Consider the following 18285-nt stretch of genomic DNA (forward strand, 5'->3'; position numbering starts at 1 on the left):
TGTAGGGTCTGGTCCGCTTCGACGAGTTCGATGACGGAAAGGACCGACCCGATGGGCGGCACGCTCGCCATTTCTCCAGCCTTCGGTGGTTGCTCGCTGGCCGAGACCTTCGACATCGCCCGTGCCGCGGCGGGGTGGGGGTACACCTCTGCGTGGGCCGACGAGGTCGTCGGCCACGACTGCTTCGCGATGCTCGGTGCGCTGTCACAGGAGGTCGACCTCGACCTCGGCGTTGCGGTCGCACCGGTGCAGACGCGCTCGGCGTTCGTGCTGGGACGTGCGGCGCTGACGCTGGCGGAGCTGACCGGTGGCCGGTTCTCACTCGGCATCGGGGCGTCCTCGGAGGTGCTGGTCACCCGGTTCGCCGGCCTCGACTGGGACAAGCCGTTGACCCACGTGCGCGAGACCACCGAGGCGCTGCGGGCGATCCTTGCCGGTCAGCGGGCAACGGTGGAGGGCGAGAAGGTCCGCGTCGGCGGGTTCAAGTACGGCCTTCCCGCCCCGACGCCGGTGCCCCTGCTCCTGGGGTCGCTGAACCCCAAGTCGCTGCAGATGGCCGGGGCCATCGCCGACGGGCTGTGCCTCAACCAGCTGGCACCGCGCCACGTGCCGGTGATGCTGGAGGAGGTGCGGCGTGGGGCCGAGGAGGCCGGGCGGGCGCTTCCCGATGACTTCCCCGTGGTGGCCCGGCTGATGGTCGTCGTCACCGATGACGCGTCGGCGGCCCGCCAGATGCTCAAGGGGGTCTTCGCGCCCTATGCCGCCACGACCGGCTACAACCGCTTCTTCCGCTGGATCGGCTACGAGGAGGAGGCGACCGCGATCGCCGAGGCGGCGGAGCGTGGCGACAGGGCCGCCATGATCGAGGCCTACTCCGACGAGATGGCCAACGACGTGCTGGTCATCGGCAACGCCGACGAGGTTGCGACCAAGGTGCGCGCGTACCTCGACGCGGGCGTGACGATCGCGGCGATCGAGCCGCTTGCCCCCGGCGTCGAGGCGGCCACGATGACGCTCAAGGCCGCATCAGCGGCGCTCGACTGACCGTCGATCTGCAGAGGAGACGACCCACATGGACATCGGGCTGACCTACTTCCCCACCCACGAGACGTTGAGCCCCGTCGACGTCGCCACCTCGGCCGAGGGGCTCGGCTACGAGTCGGTGTTCGTGACCGAGCACACCCACATCCCCGTCAGCCGCCGGACGCCGTACCCGGCGGGAGGCGACCTGCCGCACGAGTACGCCGAGACGTGGGACCCGTTCGTGGCCTGCACGGCCATGGCCACGGTCACGACCACGCTGAAGGTGGGCACCGCGATCTGCCTGGTCAACCAGCACGACCCGATCGTGCTGGCCAAGACCGTCGCCACCCTGCAGCACCACTCGGGCGGTCGGTTCGTGTTCGGCGTCGGCCCCGGCTGGAACGTCGAGGAGATGAACGACCACGGGGTCGCGTTCGACGAACGGTTCGCCGAGATGCGGGAGCGGGTGCACGCCATGAAGGCCATCTGGACCCACGACGAGGCGTCCTACGACGGCGAGCACGTGTCGTTCGAGCCGATGTGGTCGTGGCCCAAGCCCGGTCACGACGTCCCCGTGCTCGTGGCCGGCTGGGGGCCGACCGTGCTGGACCGGGTGATGGACTACGGCGACGGGTGGATCCCGATCGGTGGACGGGGCGCGGTGCTGAAGACCCGGGTCGAGGAGCTGCAGGCCCGTGCATCCGAGGCCGGCCGCGGGCCCATGGACATCACCATCTACCAGCCCGGGCCGTCGGAGCAGCTGCTGGAGGAGTACGCCGAGGCCGGTGCCACCCGCGTGCTGTGTGCGCTGCCCCACGAGGACCCCGACACGATGTCGGCCCGCATCGAGCGCTACGCCGCCTTCATCGGCTGAGGCACCACACGCCTCAGGGGGTCAGGCGGTCGGTGAACAGGTCGAGGACGCGCTGAAGGGCGTCCTTGGTCGGAGGGCCGTCGAGGTAGTCGCCGCCGAGGACCGCGTGGGGCGTGGGGGTCAGGGCCATGGGCCGCTCGTCCTCGGGCAGGGAGGCGCGGGTGCGCTTCCACTCCCCCACGTCGAGCTCGACCGCCTCGAACGCGTCACCGAACCGCTCCGCGAGCGCCCGGAACCGGGCCGCCGGGGCCAGCAGGTCCTTCTCGAACCGCAGGCCGAGGATGCACAGGCCCTCGTCGCGGCAGCGGTCGGCCACGATGTCGGCGTGGTCGTCGGGGATGCCGAGGTCACGGGCATGCAGGGGGGTCACCGCGACCGGCAGCGACGGCTGGCTGAGCACCGGTGCGAGGACGTGGTCGTCGACCGCCAGGCCCAGGGCGAACCCGCCGGTCATGCACATGCCCACCGCCCCGATTCCCGGCCCTCCGGCCCGCGCGTGCAGGTCGCGGCCGAGGGCGCGGAGCCACCGGACGATGGGCCGATCGGCACGCAGGGCGAAGGCGCGGAACTCCCTGGAGATGCACAGCTTGGCCATGCTCGCCCCGGCGTACAACGGCTCCAGCGGCCGTCCCGCGTCGCCGAACAGGTCGGGCATCGCCACGGTGAAGCCGGCGTCGACCAGCCGTCGGGCGAAGGCGGCGTTGGTCGGGGTGATGCCGGGGACCTCGTGCATGAACAGCACGCCCGGCCCCTCCCCTGCCCGGTACACCGTCTTCGTCGACCCGTCGTGGGTGAAAGTGTCGACGGTGAAGTCCGACAGGTCGTCCCAGCCGTCGGTGCCCATCAGCTGCCGCCGATCAGGGCGATGACGTCGTCGGCCAGCATCCGGCAGACAGCCGGCGGCAGGTCGTGGCCCATGCCCTCGACGATGTGCAGCCGGGCACCGGGGATCGCCGCCGCGGTGGCCTCCCCACCGGCCGGCGGGATCAGGTTGTCGACGTCGCCGTGCACCACGAGGGCAGGCAGGTCCAGCTCGGCGAGCGCCTCGGTACGGTCCCCGTCGGCGATCGTCGCGGCGTACTGGCGGGAGCCCCCGTCGGGGTTGAGGCCCCGTTCGATCAGGCCCTTCGCGAGCTCGAGCTCCCACTCCTCGTCGAACGCGAACCCCGTGCTGCCGTAGGCGGCCCGTCGATGTGCCCGGCCGGCGAGGTATCCCTCGAGGCCCGGCGCCGCGACCTCCAGCAGCGCGGCGTTGGCCTCCTTGGTCGCACCGGGCAGGCCCCGCCGGCCCGTGGTGCTCATGACGGAGGTCAACGAGGCCACGCGGTCGGGATGTTCGATGGCCATGCGCTGCACGATCATGCCGCCCATCGACGGGCCGAGGACATGGACCCGTTCCAACCCGAGGTGGTCCAGCAGCCCGACGGCGTCATCGGCGAGGTCGCGGATGGTGTAGGCCCAGTCGGGGGTTCCGCCGGCCCTGAGGGTCGCGATGATGCCACCGATGTCGGCCGGGCCCGCCTCGTCCATCCACGTCGAGCAGCCGACGTCGCGGTTGTCGAAGACGACCGTCCCAATCCCTGCCTCGTGCAGCGGCCGCAGGAGGTGGGGCGGCCAGCTGATCAGCTGCTGCCCCATCCCCCCGACGAGCAGGAGGACGGGCCCGTCGTCGGGCCCCGATCGCTCGTAGCAGATGGACAGCCCGTTGACGTCGGCGTTCGGCATGACCGGCACGCTAACCCAAGCGGGACCGGACACGACAACGGGACCGGGTCTGGTGACCCGATCCCGTCGTGTGTCATTCGCCCCGGACGGGGCGTTCGATCAGCTGGAAACCGCCGTCAGCTGAGGACGGCCACGTCGTCGACGAAGGCGCCGGTCAACGACTCCGCCCCGCAGGTGACGGTCTCCACGGAGTCGCAGATCTCGTCGGCGAACACCACGAACCGGACCTGGATGGTGCCGGCGTCGGGGGTGAAGCGGAGCAACTGCTCGGTGAACGCCGGGAAGTCGGCCGACACGCCGTAGCTGGCGAGCCGGGTCCAGTCGTTGCCGTCCGCGGACCACTCCACGGCCATCTCGTCGAAGCCGCCGCCTTCCATCTGGACCGCATGCCACCAGGCGATGGCGACCTCGGTGCCGTCGACCTCGATCTCCGGAGAGGTCAGGGTGGCGTTGGCACCGGAGTTGTACTGGTCGACCTGGAAGGACGTGTCGGACTCGTGGCCCGGCTCGCCGCGCGTCCACATCGACGTGGGCGTGCCGGAGAAGGCGGTGGTCCAGCCCTCGGCGTCCGCCTCGAACCCGTACGGGCCGGCGATGACGTCGGTCGGGGCGGGTTCGCCCGGCTCGACGTCACCGGGGACGATCGACTGCGCCGGCGGTGGGCGGTAGCCCTCCGGCGGCGGGCAGGCGTCCAGCAGCGCGCTGACCTCGTCCACGACCGTGTCGGAGATCGCTGCCGTCCCACCCGCGATGCGGGCGGTGATGACGCTGCAGGCGTTGTCGGTGACGAACCGCCCGCTGTCCAGCGACGCGTCGAGGCTGGTGGAGTCCACCAGCACGAGCGTGCCCCCGGTAGCGGCCACCGACGGGCCGGAGGACAGCGCGTCGGCGAAGGCGTCGGCGCGGGCCAGCCACAGGTTGGCCAGGCCGTGGCCGTTGTCGAGGCCGACCTGGGCTGCCGCCACGGAGGTGGCGAAGCGGTTGTCGCCGGCGACCCGCTCGCCCAGGGTCACGACCCCGCCGAGCTGGTCCTCGACGGCCTGGGACACCGCCGCGGTGCCACCGACGATGCGCGCGTCGTCGATGCCCTCGAGGGCGCCGGTCGTCTCCTCGGGCAGCCGGTCGGTCTCGGTCAGCAGGATCGGCTGGCCGGCACGGGCGGCGACGGGCGCGATGCTCATCGCGTCGGGCCAGCCGCGGGTCGGGTCGGCGTCGTTGCCCTTGACCACCCAGGCCGCGCTGGCGTCGGGCAGCTGCCCGGCGATCTGCGCGGCGGTGCCGAACCGGTTGTCGGCGCCGTACCGGGTGATGTCGGTGATGCCGAGGTCGGCCAGCTCCTGCTCGATGGCGGGGGTCAGTGCGGCCTCGCCACCCAGCAGGACGGCGCTCGTCGCGCCGAGGCGCTGGATCTCCGCGGCGACGTCGGGGTGCAGCGCACCGGACGCCGTCAGCAGCAGCGGCGCGCGGAGGTCGGCCGCCAGCGGGGCACCGGCCAGCGCGTCGGCGTACTGGTCGGACCTGGCCAGGACGACCACGTCGGCGGACTCGTACAGGTCGGCCGAGACCGCCACGGAGGTGGCCTCGCGGCCGGCGCCTGCCAAGCGCTGGACGGTGCGCTCGAGGGCGGAGAACTCGGGGAAGTCGTAGCGCATGACGCCACGCCCGTAGACGCCGAGGTAGGCAACGTCGGGGTCGTCGGCCTTCATCTGGATGTCCATCACCGGGATGGACAGGGCGTCGGCGCCACCGAGCGGGGCCCACGAGGTGCCCTGCAGGTCAGCGGAGATGAACGCGCCGAGGTCGGTGCCGACCAGCAGCTGGGTACCGCGCTGCTCGATGGACAGCACTGGGGTGTCGGGCAGGTTGCCGGAGATGTCGGTGAAGGTCTCACCGGCGTCGGTGGAGACGAAGACGTGTCCGTCGCCGACGTCGGTGGCCTCGTCGGCACCGGTTCCCGGCGGAACCCACTTGCGGGTGTACCCACCGAGGCCGGCGTAGACCGTCTGTGCCGTCGGGTCGTACGGATCGATCTGCAGGTCGGAGATGTAGCGCTCCGGCAGTCCGTCCGCCGACGCGAAGTGCCAGCCGCTGTCGGTCCCGGGCTCGGGCAGGTCCTGCGAGCCGATGTTGGTCGCGATGCCCGAGTCGTAGGGGTAGGGCGTCTGCAGGATGTTGCACGGGGCGCAGAAGCCGACGTAGGTGGCGTCGCCGTAGACGTCGATGGCGCTCGCCTGGCGGATCGGCGGCTCGACGTCGGTCTCGTAGTTGGGCTCGCGCTCGGTGGCGCCCAGCTGCATGGCGATCGACCATGTCGACGAGGTGGCCTCGCGGCCGGCCAGGTTCTCGATGACGGTGTTGCCCGCCGTGACGACGTGGTCGCTGTTGAGGGGGTTCATCTCCAGCGGCGGGACGAACAGGAACGTGCCGTCGGAGGGAGTCGGGGTCAGGCTCGTGAAGGTCTGGAACCGGTCGGCGGAGACGCCCAGCAGGGAGTTGGTCTGGCTGGATGCGTAGCCGTAGTCGGAGTCCTCGGGATCGATGGCGGTCACGGTGCCGTCGGCGCCCTGGACCTCGTACTGGCGGTTGTCCAGCGTCGGGTCGACCAGCATCGTGCCGTTGTCCTGCAGGCCCGCGAGCGCGGTGCCGTCGTTGGCCACGGCGATGGAGTACGGCAGGAGGGTGCGCAGGCCGTTCTCCTGCTCGAGCGTCCAGCTGCTCTGGCTGGCCTCGTCACCGGCCCCGAGGATCTGCTGGGACAGCCCACCGTCGTGGCCGACGAGCAGGCGGACGCCGCCGTCGGGTTCACCGTCCTCACCGACGCTGGGGATCCAGATGCCGTCGTGCTGGTCGGGGTGGGTCGTCTCGATGCCGAGGTTGGAGGAGACGAGGCAGTCGGTGACCACCAGCAGGCAGTCGACACCGCCGTAGTAGGAGCCGATCGTCTGGAAGCTGACCAGCGGCGTGCTGGCCGGGGCGCTCGTGAGGCGGTTCTGGAAGACTTCCTCCAGGCCCATGACCACGCGGGTGGGGACACCGTCGACCTGACGCGTCGGGTCGGGGGCGATCCACATGTTGTACCAGGACTGCACACCGGGCTCGATGGCGCCGGGGATGCAGAAGACCGACTGGTTGACGGTGCAGAGGGTGCCCATCTCGTCGTCGTTGGACAGCTCGGTCCACGTCGCGCCGAAGTCGTCGGAGTAGTAGACGCCCAGCAGGTAGGTCGGGTTCGGGCTCAGCAGGCCGGTCGGGTCGACGCCGTCGGGGATCGGGACGTACTGGAAGCCGCCGTTGAACAGCACCGCGTCCTCGATGACGGCGTACACGATGTCGTGGTCCTGCTCGTCACCGATGGCGGGGCCGAACTCCATGCGGCCGAGGCGCTCCTGGCCGCCGACGGTGGCATCGAGGCCGTCGAGCCGCTCGAACGTGCCGGCCTCACCGCTGTCGGAGCGGTAGACGCCGTTGCCCTCGGAGTGGATGAAGTCACCCGAGATGTCCTCGAGCATGCCGGCGCGGTACCCCACTGCGGCAAGGACCTGTCCGCCCTCGGTGTCCTCGCCCACGCCGCCCGGAGCCTTGACGACCACGTCGGTCACGAAGTGGGCGTAGTTGCAGGTCTCGATGTTGTAGTCGCCCTGGCAGGTGCCGACGGGCAGCTCGACGTCGACGTAGGTGCGGCCGGCGTCGGCGGAGCGCCACAGGCCCTTGCCGGTCGCGGCGTAGATCACGTCGGGGTCGGAGGGGTCGACCTCGATGGCGAAGCCGAGGGTGCCGTCCGGGGGACCCTCGGCGCGAGCCCAGGTCTCGCCCAGGTCGGTGGACCAGAAGGCGCCGAGGCCGGTGAAGGCCGACCCGCCGAAGGTGTGCTCACCGGTGATGACCACGACCGTGCCGTCGGGGCCGCCCGAGGGGGTCCAGGACACGCCGGAGGTGATGTTGGTCGGCAGGGAGTCACCGATGGACGTCCAGGACTCGCCGAGGTCGGTCGACATCCACACGCCGGAGGTGCCGATGGCGGCGAAGAGCCGGTCGTTGGCCTCGTCGTAGAAGAAGTCGTCGATGCGACCCGTGGAGTCCACGATTCCCTGGCCGGAGTCGTAGGGCTCCTCGTCGAAGTTCAGGGGACCCTCACCGACGAAGGACAGCTCGCCGTCGCTGCCCGGCACGGTGGCACCGCTGGTGAGCATGGTCTGCCGCTGCTGCGCAGCCGACCAGCGCGCTCCCTCGGCGGGCTGCATGAAGGGCGCGCTGGTGCGGGCGTCGGCCTGGGCGTTGCGCAGGGCGAGCTCGGCGAAGGACTCCACGCGGTCGGGCTTGCAGTCGCCCGGGAACTCCATCGCCTCGGCGGGGCCGCGGTACTCCGGCGGCAGGAGGTCCTGCTGGTCCGGCGGCACGAGGCGCGCCTCGGGGCCGGTGATGGGGACGGTTCCGGGCGGACACTCGACGGCGGTGTCACCGACGGTGGTGACGGCCACGGCGACCGAGGCCACCACGGCCACGGACGCGAGGGCGGCGAGGCCGCGGGTGAACACGCGGCGGCTGGCACGAGGCATGCGAAACGCTTTCTGGCAGGCGGAGGACGGCGATCGACCGGTCGGGCTGGCGCCGACCGATTCGAGGGATGGTACGCGATGGGCGTGACATCCCTTACGCGATGACGGTCCCCGAAGTTTCGCCTGCGCCGCAGGTCAGCGCGTCATTGGTCCTCGGTGATGCCGTAGAAGGACGCGGCAGTGTCGTGGAGGACGGCCCGGCGGTCCGCCTCGTCGAGGTGTTCGGTCAGCAGGTCCATCGCGTCCATCAGGGTGGTGAAGTCCAACGACACCCGGTCCATCGGGAAGTTGCTGGCCACCATGCAGCGCGAGGGGCCGAACACCTCCAGGGCGTGGTGGACCAGCGGCCGGAATCCCTCGGCGACCTCCTCGGCGGTGACCGGCACGTCACGACGGTGCCAGCCGAACCCGCTGACCGGCATGGCCAGTCCGCTGAGCTTCACGTGGGCCTGCGGGTGCGCGGCGACCGCGGCGATGTCGTCGCGCCAGCGTCGGATGATCTCGTCGCGTTCCCTGGCCGTGGTGCCGACCCCGGCGAACGGTCCACCGAAGCCGACGGGACTGCCGAGGTGGTCGAGGACGACGGCGGTCTCGGGGTGCGCGCCTAGGAGGGTTGCCACGGACGGCAGCTGGTGCCCGTAGGCCCAGGCGTCGAAGGTCAGCCCTCGCTCCCCCAGGCGGTCGTACCCGCGGCGCCATGCGGCCTCGGCGGTGCGGTCGGGACGGGACGCCCAGTCCGCCAGCGCATCGTTGCCGTCGCTGTGGGCCAGGTAGTCGCGGATGCCCCTGAACCGGTGGCTCGCGGCGTGATGGCCGTCCAGGATCGCATCCAACGACGGCGACGCGAGGTCGACGCGTCCCACGACGGCCAGCAGGTCGGAGCCGCAGACCTGCTCCAGCCAGCGGGTCTCGTCCACCACCCCCATCGGCCCCTTGGCCTGCCAGTCCGCCTGGACGTGCACGAACCCGCGCACCCGGCGCGGGCGTGTGTCGGCACGCCACATGCCCGGCAGGTAGGGGTTCAGGGCCGTCTCGGGGTCGCCGACGAACTCCAGCATGGCGGTCGGGACGGCCTTCTGCGCCAGCGTCCGCAGCAGTCGGGGATTCCAGCCGAGCGCCTTCACCGCGGGGGTCACCGTTCGGGGGGTGACCCGAGGGTCCCACTGGTGGATGTGTGCGTCGATCCGCGGCCCGTCGTACATGGCGGGCACTCTACGTCGGCGGCGGCCCCCGACGTCCGGACACACCGACGGGCCGGTCCCGGAGGACCGACCCGTCGAGACGATGACGAGGAGTGGTTACAGCTGGCCGCAGTCCTCGATGATGACGGGCTCGTCGGTGTCACCGCTGCGGCTGCCGTGGGACTCGATGGTCCGCACGACGTCCATGCCGTCGATGACCTCGCCGAAGACGACGTGCTTGCCGTCCAGCCAGTCGGTCACGATCGTGGTGATGAAGAACTGGGAGCCGTTGGTGTTCGGGCCGGCGTTGGCCATCGACAGCAGACCGGGCTTGGTGTGCTTCAGCTGGAAGTTCTCGTCGGCGAACTTGGCGCCGTAGATGGACTTGCCGCCGGTGCCGTTGTGGTTGGTGAAGTCGCCGCCCTGGCACATGAAGTCAGTGATGACCCGGTGGAAGCTGGAGCCCTTGTAGCCGAAGCCCGGCTCACCGGTGCAGAGCTGGCGGAAGTTCTCCGCCGTCTTGGGCACCACGTCGGCGTACAGCTCGAAGGTGATGCGTCCGACGGGCTTGCCGCCGACGGACATGTCGAAAAAGACCTGGGGGTTCGCGTTGTCAGTCACGCCACCGAGCGTAGCCGGGGCAGTGCCCCCGCGGCCCGGCCGACGAGCCACCCCCGCCCAGGACGTCGGCTACAGCCCGTTGAGGGTGCTGCGGAGCCCGGTTGCCGTGCGGACCAGGTCCTCGTCCACGCACTCCGGCCGCTCGTCGACGGCTGACAGCGCGAAGACGAGCTCGTCTCGCAGCGCGGCGTCGTCGCGACCCGTCCCCACGTAGCTGCGTGCCTCGTCGATGGCGGTGGTGACGATCGCCACCGCGTCCTCGCACGTGCTGTCGTCGGTCAACGCCGGCAGCAGCGTGTCGCCGCTGCCGCAGGCCACCATCAGGCCGGCCACGGCGACCATGGCCGCGGGGCGGAGTCGACGTGGAAGGTTCGGGGTCGGCACGACGGCCGACCCTATCGGTTCCCGCCGGGGGCCACCCTCAGTAGCTGGTGCCCGTCACGTACTCCTGGAGCGACTCCGCCTCGGTCTGGAGCTCGTCCATCCGGCTCTTCACGACATCGCCGATGGACACGATCCCGACGAGCGCGCCGCCGTCGACGATGGGGACGTGTCGGAACCGCCCGGTCGTCATGATCTGCACCAGCTCGTCGATCGTGGCCGCCGGGGTTGCGGTGTGCACGCCGGTCGTCATGGCCGTCGACACCGACACCGACCCCGTGCCGACCCCGTCGGTGCTGGCGAACTGCCGCACGATGTCGCGTTCGCTGAGGATCCCGTCGACGGTGGTGCCGTCCCGCGAAACGACCACCGCCCCGATGTTGTGCTCCGCGAGGAGCGCCGCCGCCTTCGCCAGGGTGGCGGCCGGCCCGATGGTCACCACCTCGCCCCCCTTGCGATCGATGATGTGGGCCACGTTGGTGGACATGCCGACCTCCATTCCGCTGGGCGTGTCGGCCGCACCGACACGATGTCTCCACGGTCGATCCTCTCACCCCGGAGGGTCGCTTGTCCCGGCTGCGGACGGAATCATTCGGCGGGCCGGCACCGCGGTGCCCCTCCCGGTACTACAGTCCACGAACCCGGGGGACCGAGCCGTTGAGAGGATCTGTGATGTCCGACCCGCAGGCGTTGTACGCCCGCACCGCCGAGTTCGCCCAGCGGGTGCTGGCCGACATCGATCCGGCTCGGCTGGACGACCCCTCCCCCTGCGACGGGTGGGATGTACGTGACGCCGTCAACCACCTGATCGGTGGGCAGCACTACTTCGCGGCCTGCGCCCGTGGGCGGGGCCTGGAGCCGCAGACCGGTGGACCCCCGGACTTCACGGCAGGCGACATGGTCGAGGCCCACCAGCAGGCGGCTCGGGCCTGCGCCGACGCCTTCACCGACGCGGTGATGACCTCGGCGCTGCAGACCGCTCGCGGCGAGATCCCCGGTGGGGTGCTGTTCCAGATCGCCGCGATGGAGAACGTCCTGCACGCCTGGGATGCCGGTCGCGGGGCGGGCCTGTCGCCGGAGGTGCCCGAGGACATCGCCGAGGCGATCCTCGGCGTCGTCGGGGCCATCGCCGCCAACGCCCGCGGTGACGGCGACTTCGCCGACCCCGTCGAGGTGGGCGAGGACGCCTCGATGACCGACCGGATCCTGGCGCTGTCCGGACGCACGCCCTGAGCGAGCCGACGCCACGCGGGAGGACCTACCGGTCGACGTACTCCGCCGGCCGGCGCTCCACGAAGCTGTTCATCGACTCCTGCCCATCAGCCGTCTGGCTGGATGCGGCCATCGCCTCGATCGCCACGTCGTAGGCCTGCCGCTGCTCCAGCCCGATCTGGCTGTAGTAGGTCTGCTTGCCGAGGCCCTTGGACAACCGGCTGCCACGGGTCGCCCGGCCGAGCAGGTCCACGCAGGCCTCGTCGAGCTCCGACGCCGCGACGGCACGGTTGACCAGCCCCCACGAGGCCGCGGTGGCGGCATCCACGGGGTCCCCGGTCAGCGCCATCTCCAGCGCCCGCTTCGGGGGCAGCTGGCGGCCGACCGCCACCATCGGCGTGTGGCAGAACCAGCCGGCCTTCCCGCCGGGGACCGAGAACGTCGCGCTGTCGACGGCGACCGCGAGGTCACAGCTGGCCACGAGCTGGCAGCCGGCCGCGAGCGCCGGTCCCTGGACCCGGGCCAGCACCACCTGGGGGATCTGCTGGACCAGCAGCATCATGTCGGCGCACCTGCGCAGCAGCTGGCGCATGTCGCCGTAGGACCGTCCGGTCATGTCGGCGAAGTCGTGACCGCTGGAGAAGACGGGGCCCTCGCCCGTCAGCAGGACCCCGGCCGCATCGCTGGCGGCCACCTCCTGCAGCGCCCCTGTCAGCTCATCGATCATCGCCAACGACAGCGCGTTGCGCCGCCGCGGCAGGGCCAGCGTCACCTCCGTGTACCAGTCGCAGCGTCGGGTCCTGACCAGCGGGTCCGGGGTGCTCACGGTTGGTCCTCTCGTTCGGCCGGGTGGGGGGTGCGGTAAGAGTCCTCGACCATCGCCCTGAGCACGTCGAGGTCGACGCGGTCGAGCCGGGTGAGGTACAGGCACGACTTGCCGAGGCGGTGGGGCCCCAGCCGCTCGAGCTGTGCACCGCGGTCCTCGTAGCCGTCCATCAGGTACACGGTGAGGTTGCGTGCCCGGGGCGAGAAGCCGACCTTCATCCAGTCACCCTCGCGACCCGAGGCGTACACGTAGTGGTACTCCCCGAACCCGACGATGGACGGCCCCCACATCACCGGTGGCTGGCCGGTCGCCTCGGCCATCAGCGCGCAGAGGGTGCGGGCATCCTCCCGTCGTCGCTCGTCGGGTACCGCGTCGATGAACGCATCGACGTCCCCGTCGTGCTTCTGTGTCTTCGGCTCGCCCACAGCTCCTCCTCGGCTTCCGTCGAACCGACGATACGCTCGCCGCGACCCGCAGGACGAGGAGAGGCACGGACACGATGGACGCCGCACACCGGATCGCTGGGAGGGTCACCGTCGGCGTGACGCTGGCGTTGCTGCTGGCCGCGTGCAACGGCGGGGACGACCCCGTCGTCACGGCCCCGACGACCGTCGCGGTGGACGACACGGCCACACCGCAGGCAGCCGCGACCAAGTCGCCCTCGCCCACGCTGGCCACGCCGACCGGCCCGGCCACGGACCCCGGCGGCCTGGCCACCGACGCCCCCGACCCCGACGGCCTGCCGCCGATCCAGCAGCCGACGTCGACACCCAACGCCCAGCCCGACACCGAGGAACCGACGGGGAGCGGGCAGGCCGGCTGGGTGTCCGACGTCAGGGTCAGCACCGTCGAGGGCTACGACCGCATCGTGATCGTGCTCGCCGAACCCGAGATCGACGGCGTCGCCGGCTGGACGGCGGAGTACGTCGAGGAGTACGTGCCGATCGGTGAGGACGTGCACCCCGACCCGCCGGGCGACGGGACGCTGCAGCTGACCCTCCGCAACGTCGCCCTGCCCTTCGACGACCTCGGCGCGGCGTTCCCGACCGGGGTCATCCCCGGACCGGGCAGCGCCATCACCCAGGTCGACGTCGTCGGCTGGTTCGAGGGACAGCAGGACTTCGTCATCGGCACCGCCACCGAGGGACCGTTCCGCGTCTACAGCGACCACCCGCGCCGCATCGTCGTCGAGGTCGCCCACGCCTGACCGCTGGCCCGGGCCCACCGCCTTGACTTCCTGTGCGGCGTTCACGTTTAGTTGAGTCGCACTCAGGACGAGTCGAGTCGGTGAGGACCACGTGCCCGTATTCCAGTCGAGGACAAACCCCTCCAGCCCGGAGTTCCGGGCCAACCGCGAGGCCATGCTCGAGCAGGTCGAGCAGATGCGCTCGCTCCAGCAGCGGGCGGTCGACGCCTCGCACCGGCGCGCCGACCGCTTCGCCGAACGCGGCCAGCTGACCCCCCGGCAGCGGGTCTCTCGCCTCCTCGACCCCGGGGCGCCGTTCCTCGAGCTCCGCACCCATGCCGGTTACCTCGTCGACACCGACGACCCCGACCGGTCGATCCCCGGCGCCTCCCAGATCACCGGCATCGGCATGGTCGCCCGCACCCGCTGCATGGTCGTGGCCAACGACTCGGGCATCAACGCCGGCGCACTGACCCGGGCGGGTGGCGCCAAGGTGCTCCGCGCCCAGGAGATCGCGCTGGAGAACCGGCTGCCGCTGGTCATGCTGGTCGAGTCCGCCGGCGCCAACCTGCTGGAGTACCGCGTCGAGCAATGGGCCGAGGGGGGACGGTTCTTCGCCAACATGGCCCGCCTGTCCGCCGCCGGGGTCCCCGTGATCACGGTGCTGCACGGCTCGTCCACCGCCGGCGGTGCCTACATGCCCGGCATGAGCGACGTGGTGATCGGCGTGAAGGGCCGTGGCCAGGCGTTCCTCGCCGGGCCCCCGCTGCTGAAGGCCGCGACGGGTGAGGTCGCCGAGGCCGACGACCTGGGTGGGATCGGCATGCACGCGACCGTGTCCGGCCTGATCGAGCACGTCGCCGAGGACGACGCCGACGGCCTGCGGATCGCCCGGGAGGTCGTCGGCGCCATGCGCTTCGGCACCGCTCGGACGGCCGAGGCCGACAACCGCGACTGGGACCCGCCCGTCCTGGATCCCGACGAGATCGCCGGGGTCGTCCCCGCGGACTACCGGACCGCCTACGACGTCCGCGAGGTCATCGCCCGCATCGTCGACGGCTCGCGGATCCTCGACGTCAAGCCCCGCTACGGGCCCGCCACCGTCTGCGTCGAGGCTGCGGTCTTCGGTCGTCCCGTCGGGATCGTTGCCAACAACGGACCGATCGACAACGACGGCGCGCAGAAGGCCACCCAGTTCGTCCAGCGCTGCGGTCAGCTCGGCACGCCGCTGGTGTTCCTGCAGAACATCACCGGCTACATGGTCGGGACCGACTCCGAACGCGGCGGCATGATCAAGAACGGGTCGAAGATGATCCAGGCGGTCACCACCGTCGACGTGCCGCGTTTCACCTTCTTCATCGGGGCCAGCTTCGGGGCCGGCAACTACGGCATGTGCGGTCAGGGGTACGACCCCCGGTTCTCCTTCACCTGGCCCAACGCCAGATCGGGGGTGATGGGGGCCGAGCAGGCCGCGACCACGATGCGCATCGTTGCCGAGCAGCGGGCGGAGAAGAAGGGCGAACCGCTCGACGAGGCGATGCTCGACGCCTTCGCGGGCCAGATCGTCAGCCAGTACGCGGCGCAGGAGTCGGCGCTGGTCACGTCCGGACTCGGCCTCGACGACGGGCTGATCGACCCGCGGGACACCCGTCGCGTCCTCGGGATCGTCCTGGCCACCGCCCAGGAGGGCGAGGCCACCGACGTCCGTCCGCTCAGCTTCGGGGTGGCGCGGCCGTGACACGTTCCGATCCCACCCCCTTGGACACCACCCTCGTCGACCCTGCCCCCTTCGACACCGTGCTCGTCGCCAACCGTGGCGAGATCGCCGTCCGGGTCATCCGCAGCGCCCGGGCGCATGGGTACCGCACCGTCGCGGTGTACTCCGACGCCGACGCCGATGCGCCGCACGTGGCGCTGGCCGACGATGCGGTCCGGCTGGGTCCGGCCGCAGCCGCCCAGTCCTACCTGGACATCGACGCCGTCATCGACGCCGCCCGCACCAGCGGCGCCGGGGCCATCCACCCCGGCTACGGGTTCCTGGCCGAGAACGCCCGGTTCGCCCGGGCCGTGGCCGAGGCAGGGCTGGTCTTCATCGGCCCGACCCCGGAGGCGATCGACCTGATGGGCGACAAGGCCGCCGCCAAGCGACGGATGGCCGACGCCGGCGTGCCGCTGCTGCCCGGCTACCAGGGCACCGACCAGTCCGATGAGACGCTGCTGGCCGAAGCCGACCGCATCGGCCTGCCGCTGATGGTCAAGGCCGCCGCCGGCGGAGGCGGCAAGGGCATGCGCCTGGTCACCGACGCCGCGGACCTGCCCAATGCCCTGGCCGCCGCTCGTCGCGAGGCCACCTCGGCCTTCGGCGACGACACCCTGATCCTGGAACGGGCGTTGCTGCACCCTCGCCACGTCGAGATCCAGGTGCTGGCCGACACCCACGGCAACGTCGTGGCCCTGGGCGAACGGGACTGCTCGGTCCAGCGACGCCACCAGAAGGTCGTGGAGGAGGCCCCCTCGCCTGCCATCGACGACGTCACCCGTTCGGCGATGCAGCAGGCAGCGGTCACCGCCGCCGCCGACATCGGCTACGTCGGCGCCGGCACCGTGGAGTTCCTCCTCGACGTCGAGCGCCGCGACGGTGACCACCAGGCGTTCGCGTTCCTGGAGATGAACACCCGCCTGCAGGTCGAACATCCGGTCACCGAGCTGGTCACCGGCATCGACCTCGTCGAGTGGCAGCTGCGGGTCGCACGGGGCGAGGCGCTGGCGTTCGGTCAGGACGACATCGTCCTGGACGGCCACGCCATCGAGGTGCGGCTCTACGCCGAGGATCCCGCCAACGGCTACCTGCCGCAGACCGGCACCATCGAGGCCTGGCAGCCCCCCACCGGCGTCGGCATCCGCGTCGACGCCGGCATCGCCGCGGGCCAGCAGGTCACCGCCCACTACGACCCGATGCTGGCGAAGGTCATCGCCCACGGACGCGACCGTGACGAGGCCCGCCGACGGCTCGCCGATGCCCTGGACCGGCTGGTCTGCCTGGGGACAACGACCAACCGCACGTTCCTTGCCAGGGTGCTGCGGCACCCCGTGTTCGCCGACGGCGGCGCCACCACGTCGTTCCTGACCGACCACGACGTCACCACCGTTGCCCTCGACCCCCGCGACGTCGCCGCGGTCGCCGGATGGCGCCAGCTGACGGCGACCGCGGATGCCGAGCGCCACTCCCCCGGGCTGGCCGGGTGGACCAACGCCACCTGGCTGGTCGACGCCCGTCCGCTCCGGGTGGGCGGCGACCACGTGGCCGTGTCCCTGCAGGCCACCGATGCCGGGCTCTCGGTGTCGGTGGAGGGCGAGCCGTTCCTGGTGACCGGCACACCCGAAGCCCTTCGCGTCGACGGGCGCCCCGTGCACCTGAGCGCCCACCGCCTCGGCGAGGGTCGCCTGCTCGTGCACCTGTCCGAGGCCGACCTCGTCGTGTCGGACCCGACCGAGCTCCCTCCCGGGGCCGACGACGCGGCCGGTGCGGGGATCCTCACCGCCCCGATGCACGGCGCGGTGACCGCGGTGGAGGCCACGGTCGGCCAGGACGTGACCGCCGGCAGCCAGCTGGTCGTGATGGAGGCCATGAAGATGGAGCACGTCATCCGGGCCGACGTGGCCGGCACGCTCGTGGAGGTCGTCGAGGTCGGGGACCAGGTCGGCGTCGGTGCAGTCGTGGCCCGGATCGAACCGACCGACACCGGGGGCTGAGCCAACCGGTTTGTCGCCGGCGGGCCGCGTGTCCCAAGCTGACCGCTCCCCCACCGATCCGGAGTCCCCGTGCCCACCGTCACACTCCTCCGCCACGGCCAGGCCTCCTTCGGCGCTGCTGACTACGACAACCTCTCCGAGCTGGGCCACCAGCAGGCCGGGGTCGCGGCCGACACCCTCGCCGACCGGGGGTTGCGGAACCCGGTCGTGGCCAGCGGCACCCTCCGACGTCAGCGTGACACCGCTGCCCCGGTGGCCCGTCGGTTCGGCGTCGACGACATCCGGGTCGATCCCCGCTGGAACGAGTACGACCACGTGGCGATGGTCGAGCACGCGGTGACCGCATCGGGCCGGTCGATGCCGACCGGCGAGCGGGAGTTCCAGGCCGTGCTCGACACCGCGCTGAGCCGCTGGGTCACCGACGACGCAGCCGACGGCTGGCGGGCCTTCAGCGGCGGTGCCGTTGCGGCCCTCGAGGAGCTCGTCGAAGGCCTCGAACCGGGTCGGGACGCGGTCGTTGCCACGTCGGGCGGCGTGATCGCGGCGATCGCCGCGCACCTGCTCCGGGGCGGTGCGGACACCGTGGTCGCGCTCAACCGGGTCGTCGTCAACGCCGCCTTCACCACCTTGCTGGCCGGCAGGTCGGGCCTGTCACTGCTCGGGTTCAACGATCACGCCCATTTCACGGGCGAACGCAGCGGACAACGCACCTATCGGTGACCAGTCAGGAATGACCAGGCCGACTGGCCCATCGTAACCAACCTCTTGGGATGCCCTTCACGTACGCTGTTTCGAGTCCGATACTTCCGATTGAACGCGAGGGCACCGGCGGCGTGACGAGAAGGGGTGGGGCGACAGTGGGTGGGGGACGATCGAGCGCGCACGACGCATGGCGGGGTGTCGCTGTCAACAGCGGGCGAAATCTGACCCCCTTGCAGCGGTTGAAT

16 protein-coding genes are annotated in these 18285 nt (G+C 71.3%); 7 read left to right on the forward strand and 9 right to left on the reverse strand.

What is annotated here, in order from left to right; all coding sequences use genetic code 11:
* Positions 1-51 precede the first annotated feature (51 nt).
* Both DVS28_RS16045 and DVS28_RS16050 read left to right on the forward strand, forming a co-directional pair.
* Positions 52-1044: an LLM class flavin-dependent oxidoreductase gene (locus tag DVS28_RS16045; protein WP_164710629.1), complete on the forward strand. Its 993-nt coding sequence runs from the start codon at positions 52-54 to the stop codon at positions 1042-1044.
* Between the two features lie 28 nt (positions 1045-1072).
* Positions 1073-1897: an LLM class F420-dependent oxidoreductase gene (locus tag DVS28_RS16050; RefSeq protein ID WP_114592359.1), complete on the forward strand. Its 825-nt coding sequence runs from the start codon at positions 1073-1075 to the stop codon at positions 1895-1897.
* A 13-nt stretch (positions 1898-1910) separates the two neighbouring features.
* On the opposite strand, the gene DVS28_RS16055 is transcribed toward DVS28_RS16050, so the two are convergent.
* The 7 genes from DVS28_RS16055 to DVS28_RS16085 form a co-directional block, all read right to left on the reverse strand.
* On the reverse strand, positions 1911-2741 hold the full coding sequence (locus tag DVS28_RS16055) for a dienelactone hydrolase family protein (RefSeq protein ID WP_114592360.1): 831 nt from the start codon (positions 2739-2741) through the stop codon (positions 1911-1913).
* On the reverse strand, positions 2741-3622 hold the full coding sequence (locus tag DVS28_RS16060; RefSeq protein WP_164710630.1) for an alpha/beta fold hydrolase: 882 nt from the start codon (positions 3620-3622) through the stop codon (positions 2741-2743). The genes DVS28_RS16055 and DVS28_RS16060 overlap by 1 nt, the downstream gene beginning before the upstream one ends.
* Before the next feature lie 116 nt (positions 3623-3738).
* The gene (locus tag DVS28_RS16065) at positions 3739-8178 is read right to left on the reverse strand and encodes a cell wall-binding repeat-containing protein (protein WP_114592362.1); all 4440 of its coding nucleotides are present in this window, start codon (positions 8176-8178) and stop codon (positions 3739-3741) included.
* 143 nt (positions 8179-8321) lie between these two features.
* The gene (locus DVS28_RS16070) at positions 8322-9380 is read right to left on the reverse strand and encodes an amidohydrolase family protein (RefSeq protein ID WP_114592363.1); all 1059 of its coding nucleotides are present in this window, start codon (positions 9378-9380) and stop codon (positions 8322-8324) included.
* A gap of 96 nt (positions 9381-9476) precedes the next feature.
* Positions 9477-9944, reverse strand: coding sequence for a peptidylprolyl isomerase (locus tag DVS28_RS16075; RefSeq protein WP_114592364.1), 468 nt, complete (start codon positions 9942-9944; stop codon positions 9477-9479).
* 105 nt (positions 9945-10049) lie between these two features.
* Positions 10050-10364 carry a hypothetical protein gene (locus DVS28_RS16080; RefSeq protein WP_164710631.1) on the reverse strand — a complete coding sequence of 105 codons (315 nt, stop codon included), beginning with the start codon at positions 10362-10364 and terminating at the stop codon, positions 10050-10052.
* 37 nt (positions 10365-10401) lie between these two features.
* Positions 10402-10848: a CBS domain-containing protein gene (locus tag DVS28_RS16085; RefSeq protein WP_114594218.1), complete on the reverse strand. Its 447-nt coding sequence runs from the start codon at positions 10846-10848 to the stop codon at positions 10402-10404.
* Positions 10849-11033: 185 nt separating this feature from the next.
* Between DVS28_RS16085 and DVS28_RS16090 the strand changes: the two genes are divergently transcribed.
* On the forward strand, positions 11034-11594 hold the full coding sequence (locus DVS28_RS16090) for a TIGR03086 family metal-binding protein (protein ID WP_114592366.1): 561 nt from the start codon (positions 11034-11036) through the stop codon (positions 11592-11594).
* Between the two features lie 25 nt (positions 11595-11619).
* On the opposite strand, the gene DVS28_RS16095 is transcribed toward DVS28_RS16090, so the two are convergent.
* On the reverse strand, positions 11620-12399 hold the full coding sequence (locus DVS28_RS16095) for an enoyl-CoA hydratase-related protein (protein ID WP_114592367.1): 780 nt from the start codon (positions 12397-12399) through the stop codon (positions 11620-11622).
* Positions 12396-12824, reverse strand: coding sequence for a DUF1801 domain-containing protein (locus DVS28_RS16100; protein ID WP_114592368.1), 429 nt, complete (start codon positions 12822-12824; stop codon positions 12396-12398). Before DVS28_RS16100 ends, DVS28_RS16095 begins: the two co-directional genes overlap by 4 nt.
* A gap of 74 nt (positions 12825-12898) precedes the next feature.
* On the opposite strand from DVS28_RS16100, the gene DVS28_RS16105 reads away from it, so the two are divergent.
* The 4 genes from DVS28_RS16105 to DVS28_RS16120 all read left to right on the forward strand — a co-directional run bounded on the left by DVS28_RS16105 (position 12899) and on the right by DVS28_RS16120 (position 18058).
* A complete protein-coding gene (locus tag DVS28_RS16105; RefSeq protein ID WP_114592369.1) occupies positions 12899-13606 on the forward strand; it encodes an AMIN-like domain-containing (lipo)protein in 708 nt (235 codons plus the stop codon).
* A 91-nt stretch (positions 13607-13697) separates the two neighbouring features.
* Positions 13698-15323: an acyl-CoA carboxylase subunit beta gene (locus DVS28_RS29250; RefSeq protein ID WP_245973549.1), complete on the forward strand. Its 1626-nt coding sequence runs from the start codon at positions 13698-13700 to the stop codon at positions 15321-15323.
* Positions 15320-17338 (forward strand): acetyl/propionyl/methylcrotonyl-CoA carboxylase subunit alpha, encoded by a 2019-nt coding sequence (locus DVS28_RS16115; RefSeq protein WP_245973550.1) that lies wholly within the window; start codon positions 15320-15322, stop codon positions 17336-17338. The genes DVS28_RS29250 and DVS28_RS16115 overlap by 4 nt, the downstream gene beginning before the upstream one ends.
* Before the next feature lie 69 nt (positions 17339-17407).
* A complete protein-coding gene (locus DVS28_RS16120; protein ID WP_114592371.1) occupies positions 17408-18058 on the forward strand; it encodes a histidine phosphatase family protein in 651 nt (216 codons plus the stop codon).
* Positions 18059-18285: the final 227 nt, after the last annotated feature.

The organism is Euzebya pacifica (assembly GCF_003344865.1).
GTDB lineage: Bacteria > Actinomycetota > Nitriliruptoria > Euzebyales > Euzebyaceae > Euzebya > Euzebya pacifica.

What these genes read in the sequence shown, in the direction of transcription:
- DVS28_RS16045 (WP_164710629.1), top strand. Translation starts at nt 52, where the DNA reads ATGGGCGGCACGCTCGCCATTTCTCCAGCCTTCGGTGGTTGCTCGCTG.
- DVS28_RS16050 (WP_114592359.1), top strand. Translation starts at nt 1,073, where the DNA reads ATGGACATCGGGCTGACCTACTTCCCCACCCACGAGACGTTGAGCCCC.
- DVS28_RS16055 (WP_114592360.1), bottom strand. Translation starts at nt 2,741, where the DNA reads ATGGGCACCGACGGCTGGGACGACCTGTCGGACTTCACCGTCGACACT.
- DVS28_RS16060 (WP_164710630.1), bottom strand. Translation starts at nt 3,622, where the DNA reads ATGCCGAACGCCGACGTCAACGGGCTGTCCATCTGCTACGAGCGATCG.
- DVS28_RS16065 (WP_114592362.1), bottom strand. Translation starts at nt 8,178, where the DNA reads ATGCCTCGTGCCAGCCGCCGCGTGTTCACCCGCGGCCTCGCCGCCCTC.
- DVS28_RS16070 (WP_114592363.1), bottom strand. Translation starts at nt 9,380, where the DNA reads ATGTACGACGGGCCGCGGATCGACGCACACATCCACCAGTGGGACCCT.
- DVS28_RS16075 (WP_114592364.1), bottom strand. Translation starts at nt 9,944, where the DNA reads ATGTCCGTCGGCGGCAAGCCCGTCGGACGCATCACCTTCGAGCTGTAC.
- DVS28_RS16085 (WP_114594218.1), bottom strand. Translation starts at nt 10,848, where the DNA reads ATGTCCACCAACGTGGCCCACATCATCGATCGCAAGGGGGGCGAGGTG.
- DVS28_RS16090 (WP_114592366.1), top strand. Translation starts at nt 11,034, where the DNA reads ATGTCCGACCCGCAGGCGTTGTACGCCCGCACCGCCGAGTTCGCCCAG.
- DVS28_RS16105 (WP_114592369.1), top strand. Translation starts at nt 12,899, where the DNA reads ATGGACGCCGCACACCGGATCGCTGGGAGGGTCACCGTCGGCGTGACG.